29 protein-coding genes are annotated in these 26,516 nt (G+C 61.6%); 15 read left to right on the top strand and 14 right to left on the bottom strand.

Features of this window, described 5'->3' with window-relative positions:
• Window positions 1-68 precede the first annotated feature (68 nt).
• Window positions 69-1,697 carry a 4-hydroxyphenylacetate 3-hydroxylase family protein gene (locus QRN54_RS28520; RefSeq protein WP_003939685.1) on the bottom strand — a complete coding sequence of 543 codons (1,629 nt, stop codon included), beginning with the start codon at window positions 1,695-1,697 and terminating at the stop codon, window positions 69-71.
• Window positions 1,698-1,708: 11 nt separating this feature from the next.
• A complete protein-coding gene (locus QRN54_RS28525) occupies window positions 1,709-2,278 on the bottom strand; it encodes a flavin reductase family protein (protein WP_007729773.1) in 570 nt (189 codons plus the stop codon).
• A gap of 273 nt (window positions 2,279-2,551) precedes the next feature.
• On the opposite strand from QRN54_RS28525, the gene QRN54_RS28530 reads away from it, so the two are divergent.
• The gene (locus QRN54_RS28530; RefSeq protein WP_007729772.1) at window positions 2,552-3,490 is read left to right on the top strand and encodes an AraC family transcriptional regulator; all 939 of its coding nucleotides are present in this window, start codon (window positions 2,552-2,554) and stop codon (window positions 3,488-3,490) included.
• Here QRN54_RS28530 and QRN54_RS28535 read toward each other — a convergent pair.
• Complete coding sequence (locus tag QRN54_RS28535; protein WP_003939932.1) at window positions 3,487-4,257, bottom strand: IclR family transcriptional regulator; 771 nt, start codon at window positions 4,255-4,257, stop codon at window positions 3,487-3,489. The two genes, QRN54_RS28530 and QRN54_RS28535, sit on opposite strands and share 4 nt — an antisense overlap.
• Window positions 4,258-4,456: 199 nt before the next feature.
• On the opposite strand from QRN54_RS28535, the gene catA reads away from it, so the two are divergent.
• From catA to QRN54_RS28565, 6 genes are all read left to right on the top strand, one after another.
• Complete coding sequence (gene catA / locus QRN54_RS28540; protein ID WP_003940427.1) at window positions 4,457-5,296, top strand: catechol 1,2-dioxygenase; 840 nt, start codon at window positions 4,457-4,459, stop codon at window positions 5,294-5,296.
• A gap of 29 nt (window positions 5,297-5,325) precedes the next feature.
• Window positions 5,326-6,447: a muconate/chloromuconate family cycloisomerase gene (locus QRN54_RS28545; RefSeq protein WP_003940572.1), complete on the top strand. Its 1,122-nt coding sequence runs from the start codon at window positions 5,326-5,328 to the stop codon at window positions 6,445-6,447.
• Window positions 6,448-6,460: 13 nt separating this feature from the next.
• Window positions 6,461-6,742 (top strand): muconolactone Delta-isomerase, encoded by a 282-nt coding sequence (catC, locus tag QRN54_RS28550; RefSeq protein WP_003940264.1) that lies wholly within the window; start codon window positions 6,461-6,463, stop codon window positions 6,740-6,742.
• Between the two features lie 6 nt (window positions 6,743-6,748).
• Window positions 6,749-7,696: a helix-turn-helix domain-containing protein gene (locus QRN54_RS28555; RefSeq protein WP_285183582.1), complete on the top strand. Its 948-nt coding sequence runs from the start codon at window positions 6,749-6,751 to the stop codon at window positions 7,694-7,696.
• A 154-nt stretch (window positions 7,697-7,850) separates the two neighbouring features.
• Window positions 7,851-9,314, top strand: coding sequence for a benzaldehyde dehydrogenase (locus QRN54_RS28560; protein WP_285183583.1), 1,464 nt, complete (start codon window positions 7,851-7,853; stop codon window positions 9,312-9,314).
• A 17-nt stretch (window positions 9,315-9,331) separates the two neighbouring features.
• Entirely contained in the window at window positions 9,332-9,697 is a 366-nt protein-coding gene (locus QRN54_RS28565) for a cupin domain-containing protein (RefSeq protein ID WP_003939951.1), read from the top strand.
• A gap of 21 nt (window positions 9,698-9,718) precedes the next feature.
• On the opposite strand, the gene QRN54_RS28570 is transcribed toward QRN54_RS28565, so the two are convergent.
• Together QRN54_RS28570 and QRN54_RS28575 are read right to left on the bottom strand one after the other, a co-directional pair.
• Entirely contained in the window at window positions 9,719-10,348 is a 630-nt protein-coding gene (locus tag QRN54_RS28570; protein WP_058038293.1) for a response regulator, read from the bottom strand.
• The gene (locus tag QRN54_RS28575; RefSeq protein WP_042447161.1) at window positions 10,345-11,514 is read right to left on the bottom strand and encodes a sensor histidine kinase; all 1,170 of its coding nucleotides are present in this window, start codon (window positions 11,512-11,514) and stop codon (window positions 10,345-10,347) included. The genes QRN54_RS28570 and QRN54_RS28575 overlap by 4 nt, the downstream gene beginning before the upstream one ends.
• Window positions 11,515-11,698: 184 nt before the next feature.
• Between QRN54_RS28575 and QRN54_RS28580 the strand changes: the two genes are divergently transcribed.
• The gene (locus QRN54_RS28580) at window positions 11,699-12,289 is read left to right on the top strand and encodes a GlcG/HbpS family heme-binding protein (RefSeq protein ID WP_058226663.1); all 591 of its coding nucleotides are present in this window, start codon (window positions 11,699-11,701) and stop codon (window positions 12,287-12,289) included.
• Window positions 12,290-12,583: 294 nt separating this feature from the next.
• Complete coding sequence (locus tag QRN54_RS28585) at window positions 12,584-13,486, top strand: alpha/beta hydrolase (RefSeq protein WP_228232592.1); 903 nt, start codon at window positions 12,584-12,586, stop codon at window positions 13,484-13,486.
• A gap of 58 nt (window positions 13,487-13,544) precedes the next feature.
• On the opposite strand, the gene QRN54_RS28590 is transcribed toward QRN54_RS28585, so the two are convergent.
• From QRN54_RS28590 to QRN54_RS28600, 3 genes are all read right to left on the bottom strand, one after another.
• The gene (locus tag QRN54_RS28590) at window positions 13,545-14,660 is read right to left on the bottom strand and encodes an NDMA-dependent alcohol dehydrogenase (RefSeq protein WP_042447159.1); all 1,116 of its coding nucleotides are present in this window, start codon (window positions 14,658-14,660) and stop codon (window positions 13,545-13,547) included.
• Between the two features lie 79 nt (window positions 14,661-14,739).
• Entirely contained in the window at window positions 14,740-16,467 is a 1,728-nt protein-coding gene (locus QRN54_RS28595) for a PucR family transcriptional regulator (RefSeq protein ID WP_228232274.1), read from the bottom strand.
• 77 nt (window positions 16,468-16,544) lie between these two features.
• Entirely contained in the window at window positions 16,545-17,954 is a 1,410-nt protein-coding gene (locus QRN54_RS28600) for an ABC1 kinase family protein (protein WP_019745620.1), read from the bottom strand.
• Between the two features lie 132 nt (window positions 17,955-18,086).
• Between QRN54_RS28600 and QRN54_RS28605 the strand changes: the two genes are divergently transcribed.
• The 5 genes from QRN54_RS28605 to QRN54_RS28625 are packed head-to-tail and all read left to right on the top strand — an operon-like array spanning window position 18,087 to window position 21,969.
• The gene (locus QRN54_RS28605) at window positions 18,087-18,506 is read left to right on the top strand and encodes a MerR family transcriptional regulator (protein ID WP_285183588.1); all 420 of its coding nucleotides are present in this window, start codon (window positions 18,087-18,089) and stop codon (window positions 18,504-18,506) included.
• Between the two features lie 46 nt (window positions 18,507-18,552).
• Window positions 18,553-19,929, top strand: coding sequence for an MFS transporter (locus QRN54_RS28610; RefSeq protein ID WP_285183590.1), 1,377 nt, complete (start codon window positions 18,553-18,555; stop codon window positions 19,927-19,929).
• The gene (locus tag QRN54_RS28615; RefSeq protein WP_064073855.1) at window positions 19,926-20,945 is read left to right on the top strand and encodes an ABC transporter substrate-binding protein; all 1,020 of its coding nucleotides are present in this window, start codon (window positions 19,926-19,928) and stop codon (window positions 20,943-20,945) included. The genes QRN54_RS28610 and QRN54_RS28615 overlap by 4 nt, the downstream gene beginning before the upstream one ends.
• Window positions 20,946-20,966: 21 nt before the next feature.
• Window positions 20,967-21,686, top strand: a complete 720-nt coding sequence (locus QRN54_RS28620) for a 2OG-Fe(II) oxygenase (RefSeq protein WP_064073856.1) — start codon at window positions 20,967-20,969, stop codon at window positions 21,684-21,686.
• Window positions 21,676-21,969, top strand: coding sequence for an Ada metal-binding domain-containing protein (locus QRN54_RS28625; RefSeq protein ID WP_064073857.1), 294 nt, complete (start codon window positions 21,676-21,678; stop codon window positions 21,967-21,969). Before QRN54_RS28620 ends, QRN54_RS28625 begins: the two co-directional genes overlap by 11 nt.
• Here the strand turns inward: QRN54_RS28625 and QRN54_RS28630 are convergent.
• Genes QRN54_RS28630 through QRN54_RS28640 form a run of 3 tightly spaced genes read right to left on the bottom strand, consistent with a single transcriptional unit; the run spans window position 21,932 to window position 23,230 of the window.
• Window positions 21,932-22,360 (bottom strand): VOC family protein, encoded by a 429-nt coding sequence (locus tag QRN54_RS28630; RefSeq protein ID WP_003940449.1) that lies wholly within the window; start codon window positions 22,358-22,360, stop codon window positions 21,932-21,934. The two genes, QRN54_RS28625 and QRN54_RS28630, sit on opposite strands and share 38 nt — an antisense overlap.
• A 40-nt stretch (window positions 22,361-22,400) precedes the next feature.
• Window positions 22,401-22,883: an SRPBCC family protein gene (locus QRN54_RS28635; protein WP_003940319.1), complete on the bottom strand. Its 483-nt coding sequence runs from the start codon at window positions 22,881-22,883 to the stop codon at window positions 22,401-22,403.
• 2 nt (window positions 22,884-22,885) lie between these two features.
• The gene (locus QRN54_RS28640) at window positions 22,886-23,230 is read right to left on the bottom strand and encodes an ArsR/SmtB family transcription factor (RefSeq protein ID WP_003939956.1); all 345 of its coding nucleotides are present in this window, start codon (window positions 23,228-23,230) and stop codon (window positions 22,886-22,888) included.
• Between the two features lie 94 nt (window positions 23,231-23,324).
• On the opposite strand from QRN54_RS28640, the gene QRN54_RS28645 reads away from it, so the two are divergent.
• The gene (locus tag QRN54_RS28645) at window positions 23,325-23,981 is read left to right on the top strand and encodes an alpha-ketoglutarate-dependent dioxygenase AlkB family protein (protein WP_037128920.1); all 657 of its coding nucleotides are present in this window, start codon (window positions 23,325-23,327) and stop codon (window positions 23,979-23,981) included.
• A gap of 5 nt (window positions 23,982-23,986) precedes the next feature.
• Here the strand turns inward: QRN54_RS28645 and QRN54_RS28650 are convergent, their stop codons facing one another.
• The 3 genes from QRN54_RS28650 to QRN54_RS28660 form a co-directional block, all read right to left on the bottom strand.
• Window positions 23,987-24,133, bottom strand: a complete 147-nt coding sequence (locus QRN54_RS28650) for a hypothetical protein (RefSeq protein WP_020723613.1) — start codon at window positions 24,131-24,133, stop codon at window positions 23,987-23,989.
• Between the two features lie 185 nt (window positions 24,134-24,318).
• Window positions 24,319-25,554 carry a CynX/NimT family MFS transporter gene (locus QRN54_RS28655; RefSeq protein WP_050656055.1) on the bottom strand — a complete coding sequence of 412 codons (1,236 nt, stop codon included), beginning with the start codon at window positions 25,552-25,554 and terminating at the stop codon, window positions 24,319-24,321.
• A gap of 49 nt (window positions 25,555-25,603) precedes the next feature.
• The gene (locus QRN54_RS28660; protein ID WP_054800661.1) at window positions 25,604-26,317 is read right to left on the bottom strand and encodes a FadR/GntR family transcriptional regulator; all 714 of its coding nucleotides are present in this window, start codon (window positions 26,315-26,317) and stop codon (window positions 25,604-25,606) included.
• Window positions 26,318-26,516: the final 199 nt, after the last annotated feature.

Here is a 26,516-nt window from a genome sequence, read left to right on the forward strand (position 1 = left end):
CCATGCCTGCTGAAGACGACGACCAGGGCGGACTCGACATCGCGAGTCCGCCCTACCTGCCGAGGGGGTTACCGGTTCTTGAAGAACGAGACGTCGTCGTTGCCGATGAGGTCAGGGACCGTCCAGCCGTCGAGGTCGTATTCACTCAGGCACTGCTCGGCCAGTCCCTTCATGGAACTTGCGTGTCCACGATTCTGGGCTGCGAAGAGCAGTTCCGCTTTGACGTTCTCGTGATTGCCGGAGTAGTTGCGCTCGTAGAGTTCGTGTCGGCCGCCGAACTCGGTCCCGATCGAATCCCACAGCGCCTTCATGACTTTCACGCGGTCGACAGCGGTGATGCCATCGGAACCGCGAACGTACTTGTCGAGGTACGGACGCACGTCCGGGCTCTTGAAGTCGAGTGAACTCGAAGGCAGGTAGATCAAGCCCGACGCGACGTCCTGTTCGATGATCTCCTTGATCCGCGGGTATCCCTGGATCATGAACATTCGATAGGTGAGGCCGTACTCGAGCTTCGGGATCACCGAATCGCCGACCCACTGTTCGGGATCGCGTGCCATCGATTCGGTCAACGACCAGAAGAGGTTTCGCCACCCGATCACCTCACCGACACGGGTCTGGACTCCGCGGAAGCCGCCGGCGCCGGTGGCTTCGAGTGCCTTCATCAACAGTCCGGCGATGAAGTCGAGCTTGACGGCCAGGCGAGTGCAGCCCTGAAAGGTGAAGCGCGGCAGGAAGCCCGATTGAGGGAAGAATGCGTTGATCCGGTCGACGTCGCCGTACATGAAGACGTTTTCCCACGGAACCAACACCTTGTCGAAGACGAAGATGGTGTCGTTCTCGTCCATGCGACTCGACAGCGGATAATCGAACGGACTGCCCATCACCGCAGCATGTTCGGTGTACGAGGTGCGGCAGATCAGCTTCACACCCGGCGCGTCCATCGGTACCGTGCAGATCAGGGCGAACTGCTTCTTCTTGATCGGCAGACCGTAGTGAGCGATGAAGTTGTAGTTCGTGATCGCCGATCCGGTGGCGACCACTTTGGCGCCGCTGACGATCAAACCTGCGTCGGTTTCCTTCTCCACCTTCATGAAGACGTCACCGACCTCGTCCGGTGGAAGTTGGCGATCCACCGGGGGATTGATGATCGCGTGGTTCCAGTACAGAACTTTCTCCTGCGATTCGCGGTACCAGCGTTCGGCGTTGTCCTGGAACGGTGCGTACAACTCCTTGTTGGCGTGGAGGGTGCCCAGGAAACTCGCCTTGTAGTCGGGGGAACGGCCCATCCAGCCGTAGGTCATACGAGCCCACGTCGCTATGGCATCGCGTTCCTTGAGCAGATCGGCCGACGACGTCGGAGTGCGGAAGAACGGCATGGTGACACCGCCGTTGCCCGTGTCCGTCGGAACGGTCAAGGCGTCCACGTGCTCGCCCGTATGCAGAGCGTCGTACAGCCTCGCGGTCATGCGGATCGGATTCCGGAACGCGGGGTGTGTCGTGACGTCCTTGACGCGATCACCGTGAAGCCAGATCTCGCGACCGTCCTGCAGGCTCGAGATGTACTCGTCACCGGTCATCGGTCGGGTGGCGAAGTTCTTCGTGCGGTTGGCTTCGCAATCGGCGGCCGGATTGACCTGTGGCGCTCCGGAATCTGCGGGATCGACGCCGGTGGGAGGAATTTCGGTGGTCGTCATGGCAAAGCCTTTCAGATCGTTTGGGGTGCGGGCTGAAGATGAATCGGGGTGAACGAAGTGGTGGCGTCGAACCAGCCGCTGTGGGGGTCGTCCTGACTTCCGTTCCAGACTGTGGTCGACGAGGTAGCGCCTAGATCGTGAAAAGTGCTTCGGTAGAACAGAAGCGGATCCTTGCCACTCGACTGAGCGTCGACGATCTCGCCGATGAAGATGATGTGGTCACCGCCGTCGTACTCCCTCCACGGGACGCACGAGATGGTTGCTGCGGCGCCGTCGAGCAGGGGAGCGGTCGGTCCGTCGATCCACCTCGGTTCGGTGCGCTGCGGTCGGCCGGCAAAATGCATGGCCGTGTCCACTTGGTCGGAGGCAAGGATGTTGACCGCAAACGGCGCGTTGCCGAGGTAGCCGCACGCCTTGGACTTGCGAGTCATCGTGATCTGGCACAGCCGTGGTTCCAGGGAAATGGCCGTGAATGCGGTGACCGTGGCTCCGTGTGGTTGACCGTCGGCATTGGTACAGGTGATGACGGTGACGCCGCTCGCGAATTGACCGAAGATTCCTCGAAGCTGATTTTGTTCCATGACCGGACCTCCTTGTCGGATGGCGGTTGAGTGAGAGTGCCGCGAAGTGCGGGAGGGAAGTAGTGGGCGACTCGCGCCGGGAGTGAAGACGAACGTACGGCGGGCGCAGGCTTCGGTCGATCCGTACAGCGCGGTGGCTATCCGGATTGCGCACCCGATCGCGGCCCGTACCCGTTTTCTCTTGGAAGTGACCGGGGACACAGTGTTCAATGATGTTCAGCGCCCTTGCTCGGCAATGTGGCTGGTCACGGGTTTGGAAGGTGAAGAAGGACGATGGTCGACTCCATGATCGGTACAGCTCCCCGCGACTGGGACGAGGCGTGTCATGCGGTTTCGGACGCCTATTTTCCGCACACGCTGACGCCGTTGTCTCGGCATGCGGCCAGTGGAGTCGGGGTGTGCACCACCGAGTTGGGACCGCTGAGGATCGCTCATATTCGGTGGGGAGCTGACGTCGCCGTCGAATCCGATCATCCCGGTGCCTATGGGGTGAACATCCCGCTCTCGGGCGAGCTCGAGTCGGTGTTCGCGGGCTCGCACGTGCTCTCGACGCAGGGTGTTGCGACGGTATGTCCACCCGACATCACGACAAGAATTACGCGGTGGAGTGCGGACTGCGAGATCGTCGGAGTCCGGATGGACCGTCAGTACCTCGACCGTGAGATGGAAAAGGTTCTCGGTCGACCCGGAATGCACTTGCCTGATCAGGTGGATCTTCGGGGCGACGACGGAGCCAGATGGCTGAAATTTGTTCGCTCACTGTCGGATCAGATACTCGGCCCGGTCGGCGTGCTGCACAACGAACTGGTGGCAGGTCAGCTCTCCGGCGCCGTGGTCACGGCATTCGTCCTTGCCGCAATGCCCGAAAGCGAGGACGCGGTGCGACACGCCAGGCCACGCATCGTCAAGCGGGTGCTCGACGAGATGCACGACGACCCGGCCCGCGTGTGGACCGCAGCCGAGATGGCGGAGGTGGCGGGCGTCAGCGTACGGAGATTGCAGGAGGGATTTCGGCAGTACGTGGGCCGGAGTCCGTCGGAATGCCTGCTCGACATCCGTCTCGAGCGGGTCCATGCAGATCTGGTGGATGCCGACGACTCGACGACGGTCACCGATGTCGCTGTGAGATGGGGTTTCACGCACACCGGACGGTTCGCGTCGTCCTTTCGGCGTAAGTACGGATTGCTGCCTTCCGAGGTGTTGAGGCGCTAGCTTCGGTACCCCATGTCCGCGCTGAGTTGGTTCGCCTTTTCGACGAGGAAAGGCGCGACGTCGGCGCGGAAAGCTTCCGGGGATGTTCGTCCGGCCGAGGTCGAACACGCTGTCACTCCGACGACGCTTCCACCGGCGTCGCGGACGGGAGCAGCGAGGGAAATCAGGCCGTCTTCCAGTTCCTCCGATGTGAGCGCGTATCCCTGCTCGCGCACCACCCGGAGGGCGGTATGGAATGCGCCTTCGTCGGTGATCGTGGTGGGTGTGAGGGCGTCGAACGTGGAGTTCGCGATGACGTTGTCGACGATTTCGGTTGGCGCCCAAGCTAGCAGGGCTCGACCCATGGAGGTGGCATATGCAGGCACTCGGGTGCCGACGCTGACGTTGATGCTCATGATCCGCCGGACGGGTACACGCGCGGCGTAGACCACGTCGACACCGTCGAGCACCCCGAGCGACGCCGACTCGTGGGTGTGTTCTGCGATCTCCAACAGACGAGGGAGCGCCGCCTCCGTCAAGGCATGTGATGCCGAGAAGTGCTGCCCGATGCTCAGAACGCGTGGGGTGAGCGACCACCGACTGTTGTTGCCGGTGACGTATCCGAGCTTCTGCAGCGTGAGGAGGATGCGCCGGACCGCGGGGCGGGAGAGACCCGTTTCGGCGGCAAGATCGGCGAGCGACGGGTTGGGGTTCTTCTCGTCGAAGGCCGTCAGCACAGCAAATCCACGCTCGATGCTCTGGATGTAATCGCGATCGTTCTCGCTCACGGAATGGCCTTTCATCTGCGGGTATGCCCGATCGGCGCCTTCGAAGGTTGACAAACCTTGTGACTGGGCGCACAGTACAAGCGTACGCACAGCGTAACAGATGTACGCAGAGCGTACAACCCAAACTTGGGGAGCCGACGCAGCCCAGCAGTACGGCACCCACCCGGTAACAGCCACATACGGCCCCGAGGAGGACCACATGACCACTTCCGAGAGCCCCACCGCAGTAGGTTCGGGCACTGCCGCCACCGACAAGTTCCTCCAGGAACGAGTCAGCGCGGACACCCCGCCCGAACGCGTCTCGGCCATCGCCAAGGACGTGCTCGAGGCACTCGCAGGCGTCATCGACAAGCACGGCATCACCTACCCCGAGTACCGCGTCCTCAAGCAGTGGCTCATCGACATCGGCCAGTTCGGCGAGTGGCCCCTGTGGCTGGACGTCTTCCTCGAGCACAACGTCGAGGAGGTCGCGTACCGCGGTCAGCACGGCACCAAGGGAAGCATCGAGGGCCCGTACTACGTTGCCGATGCCAAGACGTTGCCTGCCAAGTGTGAACTTCCGATGCGTGACAACGAGGTTGGATCGAAGCTGGTCTTCGAGGGCCAGGTTCGCGATCTCGACGGCAAGGGGTTGGGCGGTGCAACCGTCGAACTCTGGCACGCGGACGACGAAGGCTACTACTCCCATTTCGCGCCGCACATCCCCGACGGCAACCTCCGCGGAACGATCGTCGCCGACGACGAGGGACGCTTCGAGATCACCACGATTCAGCCTGCGCCGTACCAGATCCCGACCGACGGCCCCACCGGCTGGTTCATCGAGAAGGCCGGCTGGCACCCGTGGCGTCCGGCTCACCTGCACCTCATGGTGAAGGCTCCCGGTAAGCGCACCATCACCACCCAGCTCTATTTCAAGGATGGAGAGTGGATCGAGAACGACGTGGCAACGGCGACGAAGCCCGAACTGATTCTCGATCCGAAGCCAGGTGCCGACGGAACCAACCGGGTCACATACGACTTCGTGCTCGATCCGGCCTGATCCACAACTGCTCTGAAGAAAGTGATTTGATGACAGACCTGTCGATCGTCTCCATCGAGACGACCATCCTCGACGTTCCGCTGGTTCGCCCCCACAAGTTCGCCACCACGTCGATGACGGCGCAGCCGTTGTTGCTGGTCGCGATTCGCACCTCCGACGGGGTGATCGGATACGGCGAAGGAGTCGTTCCGGGCGGGCCGTGGTGGGGTGGCGAATCGGTGGAGACGATGCAGGTCATCATCGAGAAGTACATCGCTCCCGTGGTGGTCGGCAGGCGCGTGGATCACATCACCGCGATCATGGCCGACATCGAAAAAGTTGTTGCCAATGCACGATTCGCGAAGGCCGCCGTCGACGTGGCGTTGCACGACGCCTGGGCGCGTAGCCTGGGAGTCCCCGTGCACACGCTCCTCGGCGGGGCTTTCCGCGAGAGTGTCGACGTCACGTGGGCACTGGGTGCTGCGCCGGCGGACGAGATCATCGAAGAAGCTCACGAAAAGCTCGAATCCCGGCTCAATTTCAGCTTCAAACTGAAAATGGGAGCACTCGATCCAGCAGTCGACGTCGCGCGCATCGTCAACATCGCGCAGGCGCTGGACGGCCACGCCGGAGTCCGTGTCGACGTCAACGCACGGTGGGATCGCTTCACTGCCCTGCGGTACTTGCCACAACTCGCCGAGGGTGGAGTCGAACTGATCGAACAACCCACTCCGGCAGACCAAATCGAGGTCCTCGCCGAACTCAGTAGGCTTCTACCGATTCCGATCATGGCCGACGAGAGTGTGCAGACCCCACACGACGCTCTGGAAATCGCCCGCCGGAGCGCCGCCGATGTCATCGCCCTCAAGACCACCAAATGTGGTGGCCTCCAGCGCAGCCGCGACATCGTCGCGATTGCCAAGGCCGCCGGTATCGCGTGCCACGGTGCGACGTCCATCGAAGGCCCGATCGGCACCGCCGCTTCGTTGCACTTCGCGTGCGCCGAGCCCGGAATCAACTTCGGAACAGAGCTTTTCGGCCCACTGCTCTTCAGTGAAGAGTTGCTTCAGGAACCCCTGAAGTATTCCGAGGGCCAGTTGCACCTCCCCGCCGGACCTGGCCTGGGAGTCGAACTGAACATGGACGCCGTCAAGACCTGGACCAGGAACTAGAGGATAGAAGAACATGGCACTCTTTCACGTTCGGATGGACGTCGATATTCCGCGCGACCTGGATCCGGAAGTACGCGCCGATACCGTCGCAACGGAGAAGGCGTACTCGCAAGACCTTCAGCGACAGGGAAAGTGGGTGCATCTGTGGCGAATTGTGGGACAGTTCAGCAACATCAGCATCTTCGATGTCGAGTCGGCTGACGAACTCCATGAGATTCTCTGGAACCTGCCCCTGTTCCCGTACATGACCATCGAGGTCATGCCGTTGACGCAGCACGGATCTTCGATCAAGTAGCCCGCCATGTCTGCCGTGTCTGCCACGCCTCCGAGCCTGCCGGAATCTGTGCAGCAGTGGCACTGCGAGATGTCGGAGACCTTCGGTGGCCTGTGCCCCGAGAGTTCCGTCGATGCCGCGCCTGTCGGTACGGTCAGCGGCGTAAGTCTCGGGGACGTAGGCGCTTTCGACATCTCCGGTTCACCGCAGATACTGCGGCGGAGCGCACGCGCAGCAAAGCGACACGGTAGTGATCTGCTCAAGATCTGCACGGTCCGAACCGGGAGCGCGATACTGCGCCAATCGGACCGCGAGTTGACGGCCCCGCCCGGCGCGATGATTCTCTACGACGTCGAGCATTCGTACGCGCTGCGTTTCGACGGTCACTGGTCGTGCACCGTCATGACCCTACCGCGCAGTGCGGTGAGTCTGACCGAGCGAGAACTGAATTGCGCGCTCGAGCGCACCCACAACGGTCGGCGTGGGTCCGGTGCATTGCTGGAAAATTTCATCTCGGGCGCTGTTGCATCCCAGGTCGACGGCAGCGCAGCCGGGCTTCTCGGAGATGCTGGAGTCAATCTCGCTTCGGCAGTTCTGATGCAAGGATCTGCGCCCGCGACACCCGGACGTTCGACGCGAGAGGAGATCTTGCGATATGCGCTTCGGAATCTCGACTCACCAGACCTCTCGGTCGCGTCGATCGCCGGTGCGTTGCACCTGTCGCCGCGAACCGTTCAGCGTCACTTCGGTGACGGGGATCTGACCCTCAGTGCGCTCATTCGCCGCGAACGGTTGATCCGCGTACGCCGCGATCTCACCGACGTCTCACTGCGGGGTCATTCGATCTCCATCCTGGCCGCACGATGGTGTTTCCATGACGCACCAGCGTTTTCGCGTGCGTTCAAAGCGGAATTCGGTGCGGCGCCGTCGGAAGTACGTAACTCGCCTGATCCGAACGCCCGCGAACGTCACTGATCTGTCGCATCCGAACAACAAACGTGTCCGATCACGACAACTGGGAGCCCGAATACCGGGGCAGAGTGTGTTTCAGATCGCTTTTTCAGGCTCGCGAAGAGCTCAGGTCCACGAACAGCGAGGACCGCAGCGAAAGCTACGAATCGAGGAACGCATGACGAATCTGCTCGCTCATCAGCAATGGCACGGAAAGATTTTCGACGGCCAATGGATCGACGGAGGCGGTGACACCGTCGAGTCGCTCGAACCGGCTACCGGCGAGGTGCTCGGTGTGATCGGCACGGCGACTGCTGCGGATATCGATCGAGCGGCACACATCGCGTCGGCCGCGCAGCCGGCGTGGGCGGCGACGATCGGGCAGGCTCGCGCTTCGGTGATCCGTAAGGCAGCGCAGATTTTGGAAGCCGAGCGAGCCGAGGTGGAGCGCTGGTTGATCCGTGAAGGTGGTTCCGTACCAGGGAAAGCCGCATTCGAAGTTGATCTTGTCATCTCTGAACTGTGGGAAGCCTCGGCACTGCCGACACAGCCGTTCGGGCACCTTCTGCCCGCCAGCCAGGAGGGGCGCACGAGCATCGGTCGCCGGGTGCCCCTGGGTGTGGTCGGCGTGATCAGCCCGTGGAATTTCCCGCTTCTCCTCGCCATGCGCGCTGTCGCCCCCGCCTTGGCGCTCGGAAATGGCGTCGTTCTCAAGCCGGATGTTCAAACCGCGATCAGCGGGGGTGCGGTCATCGCGGAATTGTTCACGTCCGCGGGTCTTCCCGAAGGCCTCCTGCATGTGCTCGCCGGTGACGCGGCACCTGGTCAGGCATTGTGCGAGAGCCCGAGCATCGCGATGGTGTCCTTCACGGGTTCGACCGCCGTCGGCCGTCAGGTCGGGGCAACTGCCGGTCGCACGCTCAAGCGTGTCTCGCTGGAACTGGGTGGGAACAATGCGCTGATCGTCCTCGACGACGCAGACCTGGATGCCGCGAGCTCGGCGGGTGCGTGGGGTTCGTTCCTGCATCAGGGGCAGGTCTGCATGACCGCAGGCCGCCACATCGTGTTGGAATCGGTCGCCGATCAGTACCTGGACCTGCTGGCCAAGCGCGCAGCGGTCCTGCCGGTCGGGGATCCCAATACAGGCGACGTCGCTCTCGGACCGCTCATCAACGCGCGGCAGATTGCGAACGTCGATCGAATCGTCCAGGGCACCAAGGCGGCCGGCGCCGAAATCCGCGCCGGTGGAACATACGAAGGGCTCTTCTATCAGCCGACCGTCCTGGCCGAAGTCACCTCGGACATGCCCGCGTTCCGTGAAGAAATCTTCGGGCCCGTGGCGCCCGTCGTGATCGTCAAGGACGAAGACGAGGCAGTCAGGACGGCCAATGACAGCGAATACGGTCTGGTTGCTGCCATTCAAACACGATCGGTTGAACGCGGCGAGCGGATCGCGGACCGACTGCGTACCGGCATCGTGCACATCAACGATCAGACTTTGAACAACGATGCCTATGCACCATTCGGTGGCACGGGTGCCTCCGGAAACGGCGCGAGATTCGGAACTCAAAGCAGTTGGGACGAATTCACCACCTGGCAGTGGCGAACCAGCCGGCCAGCGGCGCAGACCTTCCCCTTCTGAAGTCGAAAGGTACTCCTATGCACACCATCTCGGCTCACGATCTTCCCATCGTGTTGCAGGACGGCGAATTCGAATTGCGGATGCGAGAAGAAGGCGACATGATCGTCAACTTCGTCAAAATTCCTGCTGGTGCAGACTTCGCCGAACCGTTCGCACAATTGGAAGGCGGGCGCTGTCAATGTCCGCACTACGGATACGTCTTGAAAGGAAGGATCTACACAGATTCCGAAGCAGGTCGGCAAACCTACGATGCCGGCGACGTGTTCTACTGGGCACCCGGTCACGTTCCCGGAGCGATCGACGACTCGGAGTATGTCGACTTTGCTCCCAAGGCTGAATTCCTCGAACTGATCGACGGAGTGCGTAAGGCGATGGGCGGCTGAGCTGTTCGGCCGCCACCGAGGTCAGCGTATTCCGTCGCGACGGAGTGCGACGGACACTGCGGCAGAGCGGGTATCGACACCGAGTTTGGCGTAGATGTGCCCGAGGTGTGTTTTCACCGTCGCTTCGCTGATGAAGAGTGCTTTACCCAGCTCGCGGTTGGTCATCCCCTCGGCGAGCAGGCTGAGCAGTTCGGACTCACGGGCGGTGAGCGCTTCCTGCGGGCGCTGCATCTGCTGGACGAGACGAGAGGCCACGGCGGGGGAGAGGACGCTGCGCCCGGCGACCGCGCCGCGCACCGCGCCGAAGATCTCGTCAGGAGTCGAGTCCTTGAGTAGGTAACCGATGGCACCGGCGTCCACGGCCCGCACGACGTCGGCGTCGGTGTCATACGTCGTGAAAACCAGTACGGGAACATCGACACCGTCGCTTCGCAGGCGTTTGATCGCTTCTGCACCGTGCATGCCGGTGCCCATGTCCAGATCCATCATCACCAGATCCGGTGAGGCCGACGGTATCGCCGTGGCCGCCTCCTCGCCGGACGATGCTTCGCCTACTACTTCGACGTCCGGCTGAGTGTTCAGCAGCGCTCTCAGCCCGGCTCTCACGACCAGATGATCGTCGACGAGGAACACGCGAATGGTGGTGGTCACCGGATCCTCCGTTCGAGAGGGAACTGGGCCGCGACGACGGTGCCGTCTCCCGGTGCACTTTCCACGGTGAACGATCCGCCGAGCTGTGCGACGCGGCTTCGCATCGCACGCAGGCCGTATCCACCGTACCGAGAATGGTCGGCGAGCTTTCCCGGATCGAAGCCGACGCCGTCGTCGAAGATGTCTACGGAGACGGAGTGGTCGAGATACGTGATCGTCACGCCCACCGTTTTGGCGCGAGCGTGGCGGGCGATGTTGGAGGACGCGCTCGAGACCACTCGCACGACGGCATGAGCTACGTCCGAGGGCAAGATGACGGCTTCACCGACGGTGCGGATCCGAACGGCCGGGACGAACTGGCGGGCGGCGGCCACGACCAAGGCGTCGAAGTCGCCCGTACCGCCCTTGGTCGGCGCCAGATCGTGGACGAGGTCGCGACTCTGCATCAAGCTGGTTCGGATGTTCTCTGCTGCGGCATCGACATCGGCTCGAGACGGCGAACCCGTTGTATTCCACGTTTGTTCGGCTGCCTCGAGCCGTAGAAGGGCGCTCGCCAGTCCCTGGGTAACGGTGTCGTGGATTTCGCGCGCGAGGCGCTCTCGCTCAGCGGCAACGCCGGCAGCGCGTTCGGTATCTGCCAATGCAGATTGCGCTTCTGCTACCTGACGCAGAAGCCGAAGGCGTTCTCGGGCATCTCGTTCCATCTGCCCGTACGCGGCCGCGACCAGTGCCGCGGTGCACAGCGGCCCGAGAAGTGTCACCAATTCGGCACGACCGGTGACCCGGTAGAACGCGATACCGGCGAGGACGCCCAGGATCCCGACGAGGGGGTAGGCGATCTTGCTCGGATACAGACGAATGCAAAGGAAGAGAACGGGAAACGCACACCACGCGAAACTCGGGGCAAGCCAGACCAGCGCTGCCCATGCGCTCAGTACCGGCCACATCCACAGCCGTTGGCGAACCACATCTCGCGAGGACACCGTGGCCATGACGGCGTAGAGCAGGGCGAGGACCACGGCCAGGACGAGTACCACCCCGAACCGACCGCTGGTCCCGTGGACTGTGACGTACCGAACTCCCGATGTAGACAGCAGTACGAAGAACGACGCGTGGATCGCATACGCCAACGGGCCGCGTAGGCCGCGTTCGGCGTCGGCGTTCATGGCTCCGTTACTCATCCCTCGAATGTTACGGAGGGCGCCAGGCCGTCGTATCAACCATTCGGATGATATCCGGGTAGCTGTAGGGGGCACGGTTCGTCACCCGAGCGCCCGATGTGCGCACCCGCACCCGGACGCGACGCTGTAGTGGACGGTTTCGAATCATTCGACTGAAAGTGTGCCCGATATGAACCACCGCATTTACACACGACTTCCCCGTACGCTCGCTGTCGCCGTTCCGGTTGTCGCAATCCTTGCCAGCGCCGCGTGCTCGACCACCGAAACACCGGTGGCGAACGCATCGAGCACGACGTCGATTTCTGCTACGCAGCAGCCTGCTGCGACCGGCGATTCGGCGATTGTCACTCAGAATCGACTCAGTGCCGACGCAGCAGTGAAGGCTGCTGGTGCGGCCCTGGCGAAATGCCGCGCCGACGGTCTCGGCTTCGTCACCGTCTCCGTCGTAGACCGTGCGGGAAATGTCATCGCCATGGTGCGCGGCGACAACGCAGCCCAGCACACGGTGGAAGCCTCACGCGAGAAGGCATACACCTCTGCAGCTTTCGGAGCCGACACCAGTGACCTCTCGCAGCGTACCAAAGGCGAAGGATCAACCATCGCCGACCTTCCCGGCACTCTCTTCCTTGCAGGTGGAGTCACATTGAAGGCTGGAGCCGGGTCGATCGCCGGTATCGGTGTCGGTGGCGCTCCAGACGGAATGCAGGACCAAGCGTGTGCTGCCGCAGGTCGTGATGCGATCGCTTCGTCACTCGGCTGAGTGAGCGCATTCAGCGTGCTTCGTGAATTGTGCTTTTCGCCACCTGGATTCGCTCGGCACGACAGTTGTCCGATTGTTGCGATGACCTCGACTTTGTAACACCGGAGCCCCCGGAAAGGGACAAACACGTCGACAGTGGAACCGACGATGCACTTACCGAAGCGAGTCTCTTGATGCGCAGTTTCGGGGAAAGACACAACCTTGCAGAGAATCAGATTCACGTTGCCCGAACGCAATACACGGCGGGTGCGGGTGCTCGTAGCGGCGTTGTTGTCGATATTCCTGCTCGGCGGTATGTTGGGTCCGACCGCTGCGAGTGCTACTCCGGCGCGCTCGGCGCCATGGGGTGGGTACGACGAGTTGTGGGTCCCGTCTTCGATGGGAAACATCAAGGTTCAGGTGCAGTGGGCCGCGCGCGGTGGCAACGCCGCGTTGTACCTGCTCGACGGTCTTCGCGCGCAAAACGACAGAAATGCTTGGAGTTTCGAAACGAACGCACTCGATCAGTACCGCAATGACAACATCACGTTGGTGATGCCGGTCGGCGGTGAGTCGAGTTTCTACACGGATTGGTACGCGCCGTCCAATTTCAACGCTCAGCCGATAACGTACAGGTGGGAAACGTTCCTCACCCGCGAGCTTCCGGACTTCCTTGCAGGGTATGGCGTTTCACCAACCAACAATGCGATCATCGGGTTGTCGATGGGCGGCAGTGCCGCGTTGAACCTGGCGGGGCATCATCGGGATCAGTTCAAGTTCGCCGGCTCGCTGTCCGGCTACATCAATATCTCGGGTCCGGGTATGCGTGAAGCGATCCGCGTAGCCATGTTCGACGCCGGCCGGTACAACGTCGATTCGATGTGGGGCCCGCCGTGGTCATCCGGATGGCTTCGCAACGACCCGTTCGTCAACGCGGAATCGCTTCGCGGACTGTCGATGTACATTTCGTCGTCCAACGGCATCCCGGGACCGTACGATCATCCCTCTGCGCCGATCGATTACTTCCACACGGCGACGGGTATGGGGCTCGAGGCGCTCTCGTGGGTGCACGCACGTGCATTCGAAATTCGCCTGAAATCCTTGGGAATCCCAGCGACGTACAGCTTTCCGCCCGCCGGAATTCACTCGTGGCCGTATTGGTCTGCTGAATTGTGGATGGCCAGAGGACAAATCCTCGACACCATGAACGCCTGGTGAAGCTGTAGTGAGGATCTCTCCGGACTTGCTCTCGATCGAAAGTCCGGAGAGAACTCCCTCAGAAGGCGATGATTCCACGGAGGTTGCGACCGGCATGCATGTCGGCGAAACCGTCGTTGATCTGGTCGAGGGTGTATCGGTTGGTGATCAGTCCGTCGAGTTCGAGCTTGCCGCTGGTGTAGAGATCGATCATCCAGGGAATGTCGGCGGTGGGATTGGATGCACCGAACAGGGATCCCTGAATTCTCTTCTGGTACAGCGTGAGTTCCATCAGGCTCACGGGAATTCCGACGTCCGTCATCTTCCCGAGGCCGGTGACCACGCAGGTTCCTGCCTTGCGGATCGACGAGAATGCCTGCGCGACATGTTCTCCGGTGGTGACACCGACGGTGACGATGGCCGAATCCGCGCCCTGGCCGTTGGTGAACGAGCGCGCTATGTCGGTGGCTTCCTCCATGGTGGCCACGGCATGGGTGGCGCCCAACTTCAATGCACTGTCGCGCTTGAACGCAACCGGATCCACCGCGATCACGTGGGCGGCGCCGGCATGCGAGGCGCCCTGCACCGCGTTGATTCCGATTCCGCCGACGCCCATGACGATGACAGTCTGCCCGGGATACACCTGAGCGGAGTTGACCGCGGCGCCCCAACCGGTTCCGACGCCGCAGCCGAGCAGACACAAAGCGTCGAGTGGCAGGTGCTTGTCGACTTTCACAGCCGAGAGAGTGCTGACCGTGGTGTATTCACTGAAGGTGGACAGGCCGCAGGTTTGTGCGACGGGCTGACCGTCGAGAGACATTCTGTAACTCGAGGTTTCGCCGGGTCTGCTGCCAGTCATGATGGCGGCGCCGTTGTCGCAGAGGTTCTGGATTCCGCTTGCACACCAACGGCAACGGCCGCAGGCGGCGAGGAACGAGAACACGACATGATCGCCCTCGGACCATCCTTCCGTGTTCGGCCCGACCTCGACGACGATTCCGGCGCCTTCGTGTCCGCCGCAGATGGGGTAGCGGCCGACTCCGTGGTCGCCGCTGGCGATGTGATCGTCCGAGTGGCACAGGCCTGAGGCGACCATTTTGACAGTGAGTTCGCCGCTGCGGGGTGAATCGAGTTCGAGATCGACCACCTCGTATGTGCCTGGTGCTTGGCGAATGACGGCTCCACGAGTGCGCAAGGTATCTCCTGAGGTAAGAGTTGTTCTTCGGCTTCCTCAGTTGTCTACTCGAGAGTTCAGGACGGGCTCGAGGCCTATCTCACTGATCGGACGTTTCGTATCTTTCAGACTCGTCCGGGGTGCGTCCCAAGATGGCGAGTTGCAGTTCGGTGAGCAGTCGCGTATCCGGCTCGTCCAACGAAATGCCCATGATCTGTTCAGCGCGCCGAATGCGGTAGCGCAGCGTGTTCGGATGTACTTTCAGAGACGAGGCGGCCTTCTTCACATCCCCGAAAGCTGTCAGGTAGGCCGTGAGCGTGAACTGCATGTCAGAGGTGTTCTTGTCGTCGTAGGAGACGAGTCTGTCGATACGAGGGTCTCGCAATCGCTCGTGATCAGCAACGAGGTCGAGTATCTCGCCCAGCAACACTGCGGTGCGTGACGCCGCGAGTGTGGTGACCTTCGAGGTTTCGTGATCATCAGTGGTATCGAGCACGCGGTCCACTTCTCGACGCGCCTCGGGTACGCCGTGCAATCGCGCGATCGGGACCGCGACGGCGGCGCGCACGCTGATGCCCGCACGGGCCTCGACTACTCCCACGGTGTCGTAAGCCCAGTCGCTGATCGCGACCTCGTGTTCGGCCTGAGGAAACAGCACGTAGATCCGGTTGTCGATGATCGTTGTGACCGCGTCGCTGCGGAATGCGCTGGCGCGCAGGCGCAAGGCGTTGGTGATTCGATCGAGATTCGATCCGGGCGCGAGTGATGTCGCAAATCCGATGACCGCAGACGGTCCGTCGGTGTTGATGCCGAAGGAGCCGGCCAGCGAGTGCATGTCGACTCCGCCGGAGCGAACGCCGAACAGCCTTTGCAATTGGGCATTCTCGCGGCTGGAGGCGTCCAAGGTTCGCATGAGAATGCGTGCGGCGACTGCCGCTGCACCCCGCAATACCGCTTGGGCGTCGTCGGAAAGAGGTTCAGAGGCGCGCTGCACCCAGATGCTGCCGAGATTGTGTTGGTGTGCAACAGAACCCGTCGGCGCTGACAGGTCCGGGCGGGTGATGCTCACAGCCAACCTGTGCGCGGCTCCGATGCTCGGCTCGGAGGGCAGACTGATGACCTCGTCCGATCGCCTGAGATGCTCGAACACGCCTCTGCGCTCTATCCATTCGGTGTATTCGATCGGCCACTCCCGGCCCAGTATGGAGAGCTGACGGAGTTCGTCTTCACCTTCGTGAGCAGCTGAATATGCGATGACATGGAGTGCCGTGTCGTCGATCGTCACGAGTCCGCCGGTCAATTCGGCGATCGTCTCCGAGAGCGCGAACAGATCCGAATCGCCACCGGCCACAGCTCCTGAGACGGCCCGCGAACGGTACATGCTCTGTGTCAGAAGTCGTTGTACGAGTGAATAGACGTGTCCGGAACTAGCCTGCGGATGTACCGCCGCCACTGCGATTCCGATGTTGCGTGCGGCGGTGAGAAGCGTCGTCGCCTCGCGCGCATTCTTGACGAGCAAGAGCTTCGGACGACGCCTCGCCGGCCTGCCTTCGAACTTTCGCAACCACTGCGTCAACGTCGATTCGGGAACTCCCACGGGAAGGTAAATGTCGGAGATCGCACCACGGCTGTCGGTGCCGTCGATATCGGAGGACTCGACGAGGGCGATCGAACGGATTTCGACATCGAGTCCGTCCGGGCTTTCCAGAAGTTCGATCACGGACTTGTCCGTGGAATGCATGAGGGCGCCGAGGGTGGTGCCGACACTCGGCCCGTTATTCCTCGGACCTGTCGACGCTTGCGGGAGGGCTACAGAAAGTGGCTGCACATTTGCTCCTCGGCCAGTGGGTCATTACAGGCTAACCCCGACAGACGAAATGCAGAATAAGGAAATAGGGGACAAATTTATTCGTCAGGCATGGTGATGCCGAGTTCCTGCACCTTTTCGGCGACTGCCTCTGGAAAAACGTTCTTGAACAGATAAAGGTCTTGTCCGATCACCCAACCAGGTGCCAACGCCGTCGCATATCGCTCGAAGTATCCGAGTTGTTTACCGAAAAGAACCAATTCCTCGGGACTCGCAACGCCCCACTGCTTGCCCAACTGAATCAGTGCCATGATCAATTCACTGAGCTTGAGTTCACCCAGGTCACGGCCGAGAATCGGGGCCAGGGCCGTTGCGACCTGCATACCGAGCTGATCGTCGTCGACCTCGTAGTCGGTTGCATATCCCAAGGATCGAATTCCGCGGGCGACACGGGCGAAATCACCGTCGATGAGGGTGGCTCGGAACATGTCGGAAAGGATGGATCTCCAGGTCTCGGGAAGGACGCCGACGATGCCGAAGTCGAGCATCGCTATCCGGCCGTCGTCGAGGACCCACAAATTTCCCGCGTGGACATCTCCGTGGAACGGACCGTGAACGATGACTGATTCGAGCCAGACCTTCACTCCGCGCCGGATCAGCATGCGGGCTTCGTCGATGCCGTCCGGACCGGCGACGAACCGATCCAGTGGAACGCCGCGCATGCGTTCCATACAGATGACTCGGGGGCCGCAGTAGTCCCAGTACACCTCCGGTGTCGTGACTCCTTTGTTGTCACCGAATGCGCTGATGTTGTTCCGGAATGTGGTCTGCCGGTCGGCCTCGACCGCGCTGTTCAACTCCGTCATCGTTGCGTTGTGCAGATCGCGAATGATGGCGGTGGCATTGGCAATTCGAAGGAACTCGACAAACTTCTCGAGGATGTTCGCGCCCCAGTACGCCGCCCTCAGGTCGATCAGCATCCGCGCATAGATGTCCGGACGCTGGATCTTGATGACGGCCTCGCGGCCATCGTGCAGAACGCACGCGTGTACCTGCGCTACCGACGCGGCCGCGAGAGGTACGTCGTCGAATTTCGCGAACAGGTCGTCTACGGAGTATCCGAGGTCTTCGTGCACGACGCTTCTGGCCTGCTCGGCAGGAAATGACGGAACGTCGTCGAGGCAACGTAGGCATGCATTGGCGACGGGGGCGGGGAACAGGCCTGACGACGACGCGACCAGTTGCCCGAGCTTGACGAAGGTGGGACCCAGCGCGATGAAGCCGTCGACCATTCCGTCGGAGGCGGCGTCAGCCCACGTGCGTCCACGCTTGCGGAAAGGCCACACGATCAGTGCCAGCATGATCGACGTCGACAACACGACGGCGATGATCGCGGAACGCCACAACTGGGCGAGGCCGAAGCGTTCGAGGTCCGGCATGTGGACTTCGAGGGCAGTGGCGGGCACTCCTGACGAGTACGGCCCGACAGGTCGCGTTGGATCCAGCACAGCTCTCCCTCGTTCAACGAGCGCATCCAGCATTTTGCCGTGAGATCACTTACGCGACCCCTTCCGTTAGTCAGTATGCCAAGTCACACATAACTGCCGGAACCGCCTACGCGTTCAGCCTACGATCGGTGAATGCGTGAGCACTTGATCCCGATCGGCGAGGTTGCAAAATCGTTCGGAATTGCGGCGTCGACCTTGCGTTATTACGAGGACGAAGGACTGCTGTCCGCGCGGTCGCAAACTGGCGGCAAACGCTGGTACGGGCAGCGTGAGCTGCGCCGGCTGGCATTGATCCGGATGTACACCGAGACGGGAATGTCCTTGGAACAGGTGCGGTCCTTCATCGAAACCGACACCACGTCCGAGCAGTTCTCCACGGTTCTCGCAGATCAAGTGTCGACACTCGAGGCACAGATCGCCGCTGCTACGCGAGCGAAGCTGATCCTCGAGCATCACCTGACGTGTCGGCAAGAGCGTCCGATGCAGTGCCCGTGGTTGCTCGAGCAGCTCGACATTCGTGTCGAAGCGGCGCTTGACTTCAAGTTGACTTGAACCTTCATAGTTAGGGCGCACTTACCGCCCTACCCGGAGGTTGACCATGTCGGCACGACGATGGCTGCCGCTCATCGCCGCATGCATCGGAACTTTCCTGTTACTGACGTACGCCACGATCACAACGATCGCGGTGCCGGCCATCGCAGTCGGTTTGGACGGCAGTACGGGCGCGATGTCATGGGTCGTCGACGCCTACACGCTGGCTCTTGCCGCGCTTCTGGTGGGCATGGGCGCACTCGGCGATGCGTGGGGACGCAAACGCCTCTACATCTGTGGACTGGTCGTGTTCCTGGTTGCAACGGCCGTGTGCGCGATTGCTCCGGACATCACGGTTCTGGTCGTTGCTCGCGGCGCGCAAGGAATTGCCGGTGCGGCGATGTTCGCGACACTCCTGCCTCTGCTCGGCGACGCATATTCGGGCCGCGATCGGCACGTGGCTTTTGCCGCGTGGGGTGCCGTCGCTGGATTGGCGGCGGGAATCGGCAACGTTGCAGGAGGGCTGCTGACGCAGTTCTTCGACTGGCGTGCGGTCTTCTATTTCGGAATCCCCGTGGCCGCAGTGGCGCTCGCAATGGCTGTGTTCTGTTTCGCCGACAGTGAGCGCGGCGACGACAACATCGACTGGGCCGGAATCGTTTTGTTCACCCTCGCTGCCGTTGCCGCGGTTCTCGGCGTGACGTGGGGCGGCGACATCGGGTGGGCTTCGTCGTCGACAGCTCTTGCCTTCCTGATCGCAATCGGTGCGCTGACGGCGTTTGTGTTCTGGCAGCGTCGAGGCAGCAGTCCGATGCTCGATCCGGCGTTGTTCCGATCCCTGAAATTCGACGGCGTCCTCGTCGCTGCTTTCGGGTACTACCTCGCGGCCTACGGCCCGCTCGTAGTCCTTTCACTGTGGCTGCAGAACGGGCTGGAACTGTCGGCATCGGCGGCCGCACTCGTGCTCTCGATTCAACCGCTCGCTTTTGTCTTCGTATCGGCCTTGTGTGGATCACGGCTTCAGCGTGTCGACCTTCGACTGTCGCTCGGATTCGGGACGATCCTTTGCGGAATCGGTTGCGTGGCCATGCTGTACGTTCTCGCCGAGCCGGTCTGGCCCGCACTGATCGCCGGGCTGATTCTGACCGGTGTCGGTTCGGCGATGGTGTCGCCGGTGCTGCCGGGTGCCGCGATGTCGGACGCCCCGGCAGAGCGCGCCGGGACGGCTTCGGCAACAGCCAACTCGTCGCGTCAACTCGGGCTTGCCGTCGGAATTGCGTTGTGCGGCTCGCTCTTCGTCGGTCCGGACGAGTTCGCCTTGCTGTGGCCGTTGGTCTTCTGTGCCGGCGTCGGAATGCTCACGGGTTTGGTGTCGATCCTTCTCTTTTCTCGTTCGTCAACTCCTGCAACAGTTCAACCAATCGCCGAAAGGGCACACACATGACCACGCTGTTCACTCCACGACCGCACCGGCGTATCGAGATGGACTGGAATCGCCGCAGGTTCCTCGGCGCTGCAGCAGGATTGGCTGCTGCGCTGGCAGCGGCCGGTTGCTCGCGTTCGGACGCAGACGCCGGGGGCGAAGGCGATGCAGGCTGGTCCTTCACCGATGATCGCGGCAATCTGATCGAATTGGATTCACCACCAAGAACATTTGTCACCTACACCGGTATCGCGGGTGCTCTGTGGGATTACGGACTGGTGCCTGTCGGAGTTTTCGGGGCACTGACACGATCGCCGGGATCAAGGGACACCAGCATCTCCGGCAATTTGGATTTCTCGAAGACCGAGATGGTCGGGCAGCTCTGGGGACAAGTGGAACTCGAGAAGATCGCTGCGCTGGAGCCGGACGTCGTCATAGTCCCTCAGCTGCGTGGTTCGGCACTACTCGACGAGGCGAACTTGGATGCGGTGAAAGGCTTGTCGACAGTACTGTTCGTGGAAACGGCAGCAGGAACCATCGACCGAGCCGTGCAAGAGATCGTGGAACTGGCCGTGGAACTCGGGGCGGACCAGGATATGGAGGCTCAGCGAAAAGACTACGACGCTGCGCGTGCACGGATCTCCGAAGTTGCTTCTTCGCTGAATAATTCACAGGTTTTGTTCGCGTCCGCAGATCCGGACACGATTCGTGTCAGTCGTTCGGGCTTCCCGATCCTCGCAGATCTGGCGGGATTGGGCCTTGCCGTCGTCGATCCGGCCGAGGGGTCGTCGGTCTACGTCGAGAAACTGGCTTGGGAGATGGCGGACCACTATCCGGCCGACATGATCTTCCTCGACGATCGCCCGTCCAGTTTGCAACTGGATGCGCTCGGAACCAATCCTGCGTGGTCCAACTTGTCCGCGGTGAAGGCGGGGAAGATCGGGACCTGGAATCCGGAACCCGTGCTCAGTTATGCCGGGATCGCCCGTACGTACAACGATCTGGCTGAGCAGCTGCTGGCATTCTCACATTCCTGACCGCCGCGTCGTCTACGACGTATGGACCTCTTCACCGATCTGTCTCCTCGAGTTGATTCCCTCGATTGGCCTGCGCTGATCGAGGGAATCGACTCCAGTGGGTGTGCCCAGACGACGCCGATACTCGACGAGTCGGAATGTCGCGAAATTGCTTCCTGGTACTCGGAGGTCGACCGGTTCCGGAGCACCGTCGACATGGCTCGATACCGCTTCGGCCAAGGGGAGTACCGGTACTTCGGTGATCCCGTACCGGAGCCGATCACGGCTATGCGATCCGCCTTCTACCGACACCTCCTGCCCGTGGCGCGGGAGTGGGCGTTCAAGCTGGGTGAGGGTGCACCGTGGCCGGATTCTTTCGAAGAATGGATCGATCAGTGTCACGACGCCGGTCAGAATCGCCCTACCCCGATCCTTCTGTCCTACGGACCTGGTGACTGGAATGCATTGCATCGGGACTTGTACGGAGAGTTGGTGTTTCCCTTGCAAGTCGTGATCGGGCTCGACAGACCTCGCATCGACCACGCGGGCGGCGAGTTCTTGCTCGTGGAACAGCGGCCGCGCGCCCAGTCGAAAGGGACGGTGACAGTTCTCGGGCAAGGTCACGCGTTGATCTTCACCACGCGGGATCGACCGGTGCAGAGTTCTCGCGGGTGGTCGAGAGCCCCTGTGCGACATGGTGTCAGCGTGGTGCACTCGGGTACGCGTCGAACATTGGGATTGGTGCTTCACGATGCCGAGTAAGACGTACATTCTCCGCGGCGCTCGCAACAAATCCTACGAGAGTTCGACGCCCGGTGTGCTTGGCGGGCACCGGAAAACGAAGATCTACGGGCGACTCGACTGTCGAGGGGCTGCGCAGGCAATCGCGCGTGGCGGGTATGTCGCCAGTCGGGTGTTCTTCGCGGACGAGCCGACCGCGATTGCGGCCGGCTATCGCCCCTGTGCCGTCTGCATGCCCGAAGGTTACGCAGCCTGGAAGGCAGTTGCTACGCGCCGAAGCGGTCGCGGTACTCCTTCGGAATGAGCGGCTTGTCGCCGCGGACCTTCAGCTGCTGGACAGCCCAGGTATTGCCGTCCGGGTCGGCGAATCCGAAGAAGGTGCCCCCGTCACGCTCGTCGAAGACGGTGACCTCACTGGCATCGACGCCGCGGTCGATGAGCTCCTGGCGAGCCGCTGCAGCGTCGGCCACGACCAACTGCAATCCCTTCAACGAACCAGGGGCCATCTCGGTTTGCGACGGCAGGTTGCCGATGACGATCGAGCAGCCCGAACCACGCGGAGTGAGCTGGGCGACCGTCATGTGTTCGTTGACGGTGTGGTGGTCGAGATCGAAACCGACCTTGTCACGGTAGAACTCGATGGAACGGTCGAGGTCACTGACGGGAACGATCACTACTTCGAGGGTCCAGTCCATGAAACTGCCTTTCGCTGAGGAGGTTCGGGCAAACAGGTGGTCAGAGTTGCGCGACGATCTTGTCCAGGCGTTCGTAACCTTCGGTGACGCCGAGCTCCATATTGCTCTCGATCATTCCGTCTCGCGCTTCGAGGCTCGGATATACGGAATGGCCGGAGAGGCGGGTGCGTCCATTGCCCAGATCCTCGAACGTGATCGATTCGATGCTGACGACGTCGGGAAATCCCTCGTATTCGAAGGTCTGGATGGCAAAGTCGTTCTCGCGAACAACGTGAAATACACCGTTGAACCGGAACTCTTCGCCCTCGGGGTTGCGATGGACGTACTTGTATCGACCGCCGCTCACGAACTCGTATTCGTCGATCTCCATCTCGTATCCGTTGGGGCCGAGCCACTGCTTGACCAGATCGGGATTCGAATGAGCTGCGAAGACGGCACTGACGGGTGCGTCGAATTCGCGGGTGATGTCGATGTACGGCACGCCCTCAGGAGCCGTGATGGTGACGGGATTGGTGGTAGCCATGGTTAAGTCTCCTTCTGTGTGGTGCTGAGTAGGTGATCGAGCTTGCGGAACTGTTGTTCGTGGATCAGTCGATAGCGGTCGATCCAGGCGGTCAAAGCCTCGAGAGTTGCGGCGTTGAGATGTACCGGCCGCCTCTGGGCTTCGCGGCTGCGAGTGACCAAACCCGCGGCTTCGAGTACCTGAATATGTTTGGAGATGGCCTGTTTCGTGATCTCGAATGGCTCGGCCAACTCGTTGACCGTTTGGGGGCCGGTGCTCAGGCGGGCGATGATCCGCCGTCGTACCGGGTCGGCAAGTGCCATGAACGCTTTGTCGAGACGCTCGTCTGCCCCTGGATCCACGATCACTTGTCAACCATCTCCTTTATCAACCAACCTGTTGATTACGATACGAGCCCATGCCGAGGGTGTCAATGCTTCGAAACCGATTAGCGTGGAAACCATGAACGCTCTGATTCCTCGGCCACGATTGGAAGTGGCGCCGGGGGCGATCCTCGTTCCGGATTGGCTCAGCGTCGAACAGCAACGCTTCTTGGTGGCCGAGTGCCGACGGTGGGCGACCGCACCCGTACCGATGCGCTCCGCTGTTGTCCCTGGTGGGCACAAGATGTCGGTGCAAACAGTCTGTCTCGGTTGGCATTGGCAGCCGTACAAGTACACGCGCACCGCCGACGACGTGAACGGTGCGCCTGTCGCAGCGGTGCCTGACTGGCTCGTCGACCTCGGCCGGGCCGCAGTTGCCGCTGCCTATGATGATCCGACTGCGGGGGAGCGGTACACGCCGGACACCGCGCTGATCAATTTCTACGACGAGGGCGCTCGGATGGGCATGCACCAGGACAAGGACGAGCGCTGCGACGCTCCCGTCGTCTCACTGAGTGTCGGGCAGAGTTGTGTCTTTCGATTCGGGAATTCCGAGAACCGGAACAAGCCGTACACCGACGTCGAACTCCATTCGGGTGATCTTTTCGTCTTCGGTGGAGAGTCTCGGTTCGCATATCACGGAGTGCCGAAAGTTATTGCGGGAAGTGCAAGTCCCGACATAGGTCTGCCGTCCGGGCGGCTGAACATCACCCTGCGGGATACCGGAATGTCGTGACTGTCTCACCCCTGCTGTGCCACTGGTGCAGCAGGGTCGAAGTCTGCGCTCGAAGGTCCGTCCCCGACCATCTCGATCAACTCGGTCGACGGTGGAGTTGGCAGCGTGCGCCAGCGCTCTCGTTCGAGGTTGTGGGGTTGTGTCTCGTTCATGCCCTCATTATCGACTTCCGGCTCCGATCCATCAGTCGGGGATGGGCCGGGTGCAATTCGGTAGGCCGTTGAGGGAGCCCCGCTGTCTCGTCGACATCCTCGGACCTCGGCACGTCGACGACAGTTCGGGTCGCGGCACGGGTCTGGGGAGGTTGGTGGGTGGATTCGAGGCGACCGTGATTCGCTTATCCCAGTGTCTTGTTGCGGCCGGCGAGGGAGCCGAAGACGAGTTGCACGGCCAGCAGCACCAGCAACGCGATCAGAGGAGTCGTCCAGGAATCGACGGCGTCGTGCAGTGCACCGAAAACGAGGGGACCGGTGGCGGCCAGAAGGTATCCGACGGACTGTGCCATACCCGAGAGTGCCGCTGCTTGACCGTGATTGACAGTGCGTATTGCGAAGAAGGACAAGGCAATGACAATCGATCCGCCGATGCCGATGCCGAGGAATGCATTCCACAGCAGGGCCCAGGAGGGGAGGAGGAGTTGGCCGAGAACTGCCACTGCGGCGACCGACACCAGCCCGAGGACGGCTCCTCTCTGATCCTTGGGCAGTTTGTGCAGGAGCACTGCTGTGAGGAGGCTGCCGACGATCGAGAATATTTGCATGATGCCTTGATGCAGTCCGGCGGTAGCCGCGGTAGTGCCGTGTGATTCTTCAATGGTGGGCCACCATGTCAGAACGGTGTAGAAGAAGAGAGATTGGACGCCCATGAATATTGTGATCTGCCACCCGAGTGCTGAGCGCCAGGGGGAGCGATGGCCGCCTGGATGGGAATCCAAAGCCGCAGCATGATCGTGTTTCGGAAGCGTGCGTCGGCGAAGTTGGGGAAGGAACACCCCAAATCCTATGAGAGCCATAGCAGCCCAGATTCCGAATGCGATCCGCCAACCGTGATCGGTGAGACCGGCGATCGGCACGGCAAGTCCGGATGCGGTTGCGGCGACGGCTGCAGAGACCGCCGAGAAGATGCCGGTCAAACGGCCGGCTTCGGTCGGGAAGTCTCGTTTGAGGAGCGCCGGCAGTAGAACGTTCATTGTTGCGATGGACATGCCGAGCGATACGGTACCGATCCACAGCGCAGGCATCCACGGAACAGAGCGGATCACGATCGCTAAGGCGAGCATGCCGAGTGCTGCTGCGAGTGTCCGTTCCATTCCCCACCGAGCTGCGATGACCGGGGCAACGGGGGAGAACACTGCGAAGCACAGCAGTGGAAGGCTGATCAGCGCTGATGCTGTTGTCGACGAGATATCGAGATCGGTGCGTACCTCACCGAGTAGCGGGCCGACGACTGTGATTGAGGCTCGAAGATTGGCTGCGATGAGAAGAATGCCAGCGATAACGAGTCCTCGGCGCATTATCGGTATCGCGCTCGGGGCAGACGCCACGTTTTCGGTGTCGGAGATGACGTTAGCCATAGGTGTGCCCTTCTGAGATTGTCTGTGCGCTGAACCTCTTGTGTGTCAGCTACTTCGGCATGTTTTGCAGAAAGAGGGATCGGCTGTGGTCCATCAGTCGGACCACTGCGGCGGCTGCGCCGTCCGGATCGCGGTCACGGATGGCCGCAAGCAGCTGCCGGTGTGGGTCGTCGTCGGTCCAAGGTCCGATGAACAGCTGTCGAGTCTCCTTGTCGGACTTACCTTGTGGGATGCTCATGGTGTCAGAGCGATCGAGACTGCGGTAGATGTCCGTGATCAGTTGGTTCCCGCTCGCTGCGAACATCTCCAGGTGGAAGTCGAGGTCGTACTCGACGGATTTGGCGACGTCGGGCTCAGCGTCTCGGCCATCCAAAGCCCGAGTCATTCGGTCGATGTCTTCGGGCAGGGCTCGTTCGGCTGCGAGTCGGGCGGCGTAGAGCTCCAAAGCTTCACGGGCTTCGAAGATTTCGAGCACGTTCTCCGCCGCTGCGCGTCGTTGGAGCGCAATCTCGAGTTCTGAGCTCGCGCAGACGTAGGTTCCGTCTCCCGGGCGCGCTTCGAGGAGGCCGGCATGGACGAGGCCGCGAATGGCCTCCCGGACCGTATTGCGGCTCGCGCCGGTCATTTCGACAAGTTGATGCTCGCCTGGGATCTTCTGTCCTAGTTCCCAGTGACCGGAGGTGATTTGGGACCGCAGCTGTTCCGCGATCTGCACTGAAAGTGGGATGTTGCGTGCGGTGGGTGCGATACGGGGATCCGGCATGAGTCAAATGTAGGACATTTGGCGATTTGTGGATAGGTTTACCTTTGTGATCTAGGGCACTCGGGTTCGGATCGGCCTGGGCGGGTATCGCCCTTCTGCATGTCTGCGTGCACGTGAGTGCTCCTGCCGACCGCGCACGGGGCAGTTGACTCGACTCGGAGGGCAACTGCGATCGATTCCTCGCGGAACCTCATACCTA

The organism is Rhodococcus sp. MEB032 (assembly GCF_030208925.1).
GTDB lineage: Bacteria > Actinomycetota > Actinomycetes > Mycobacteriales > Mycobacteriaceae > Rhodococcus_F > Rhodococcus_F qingshengii.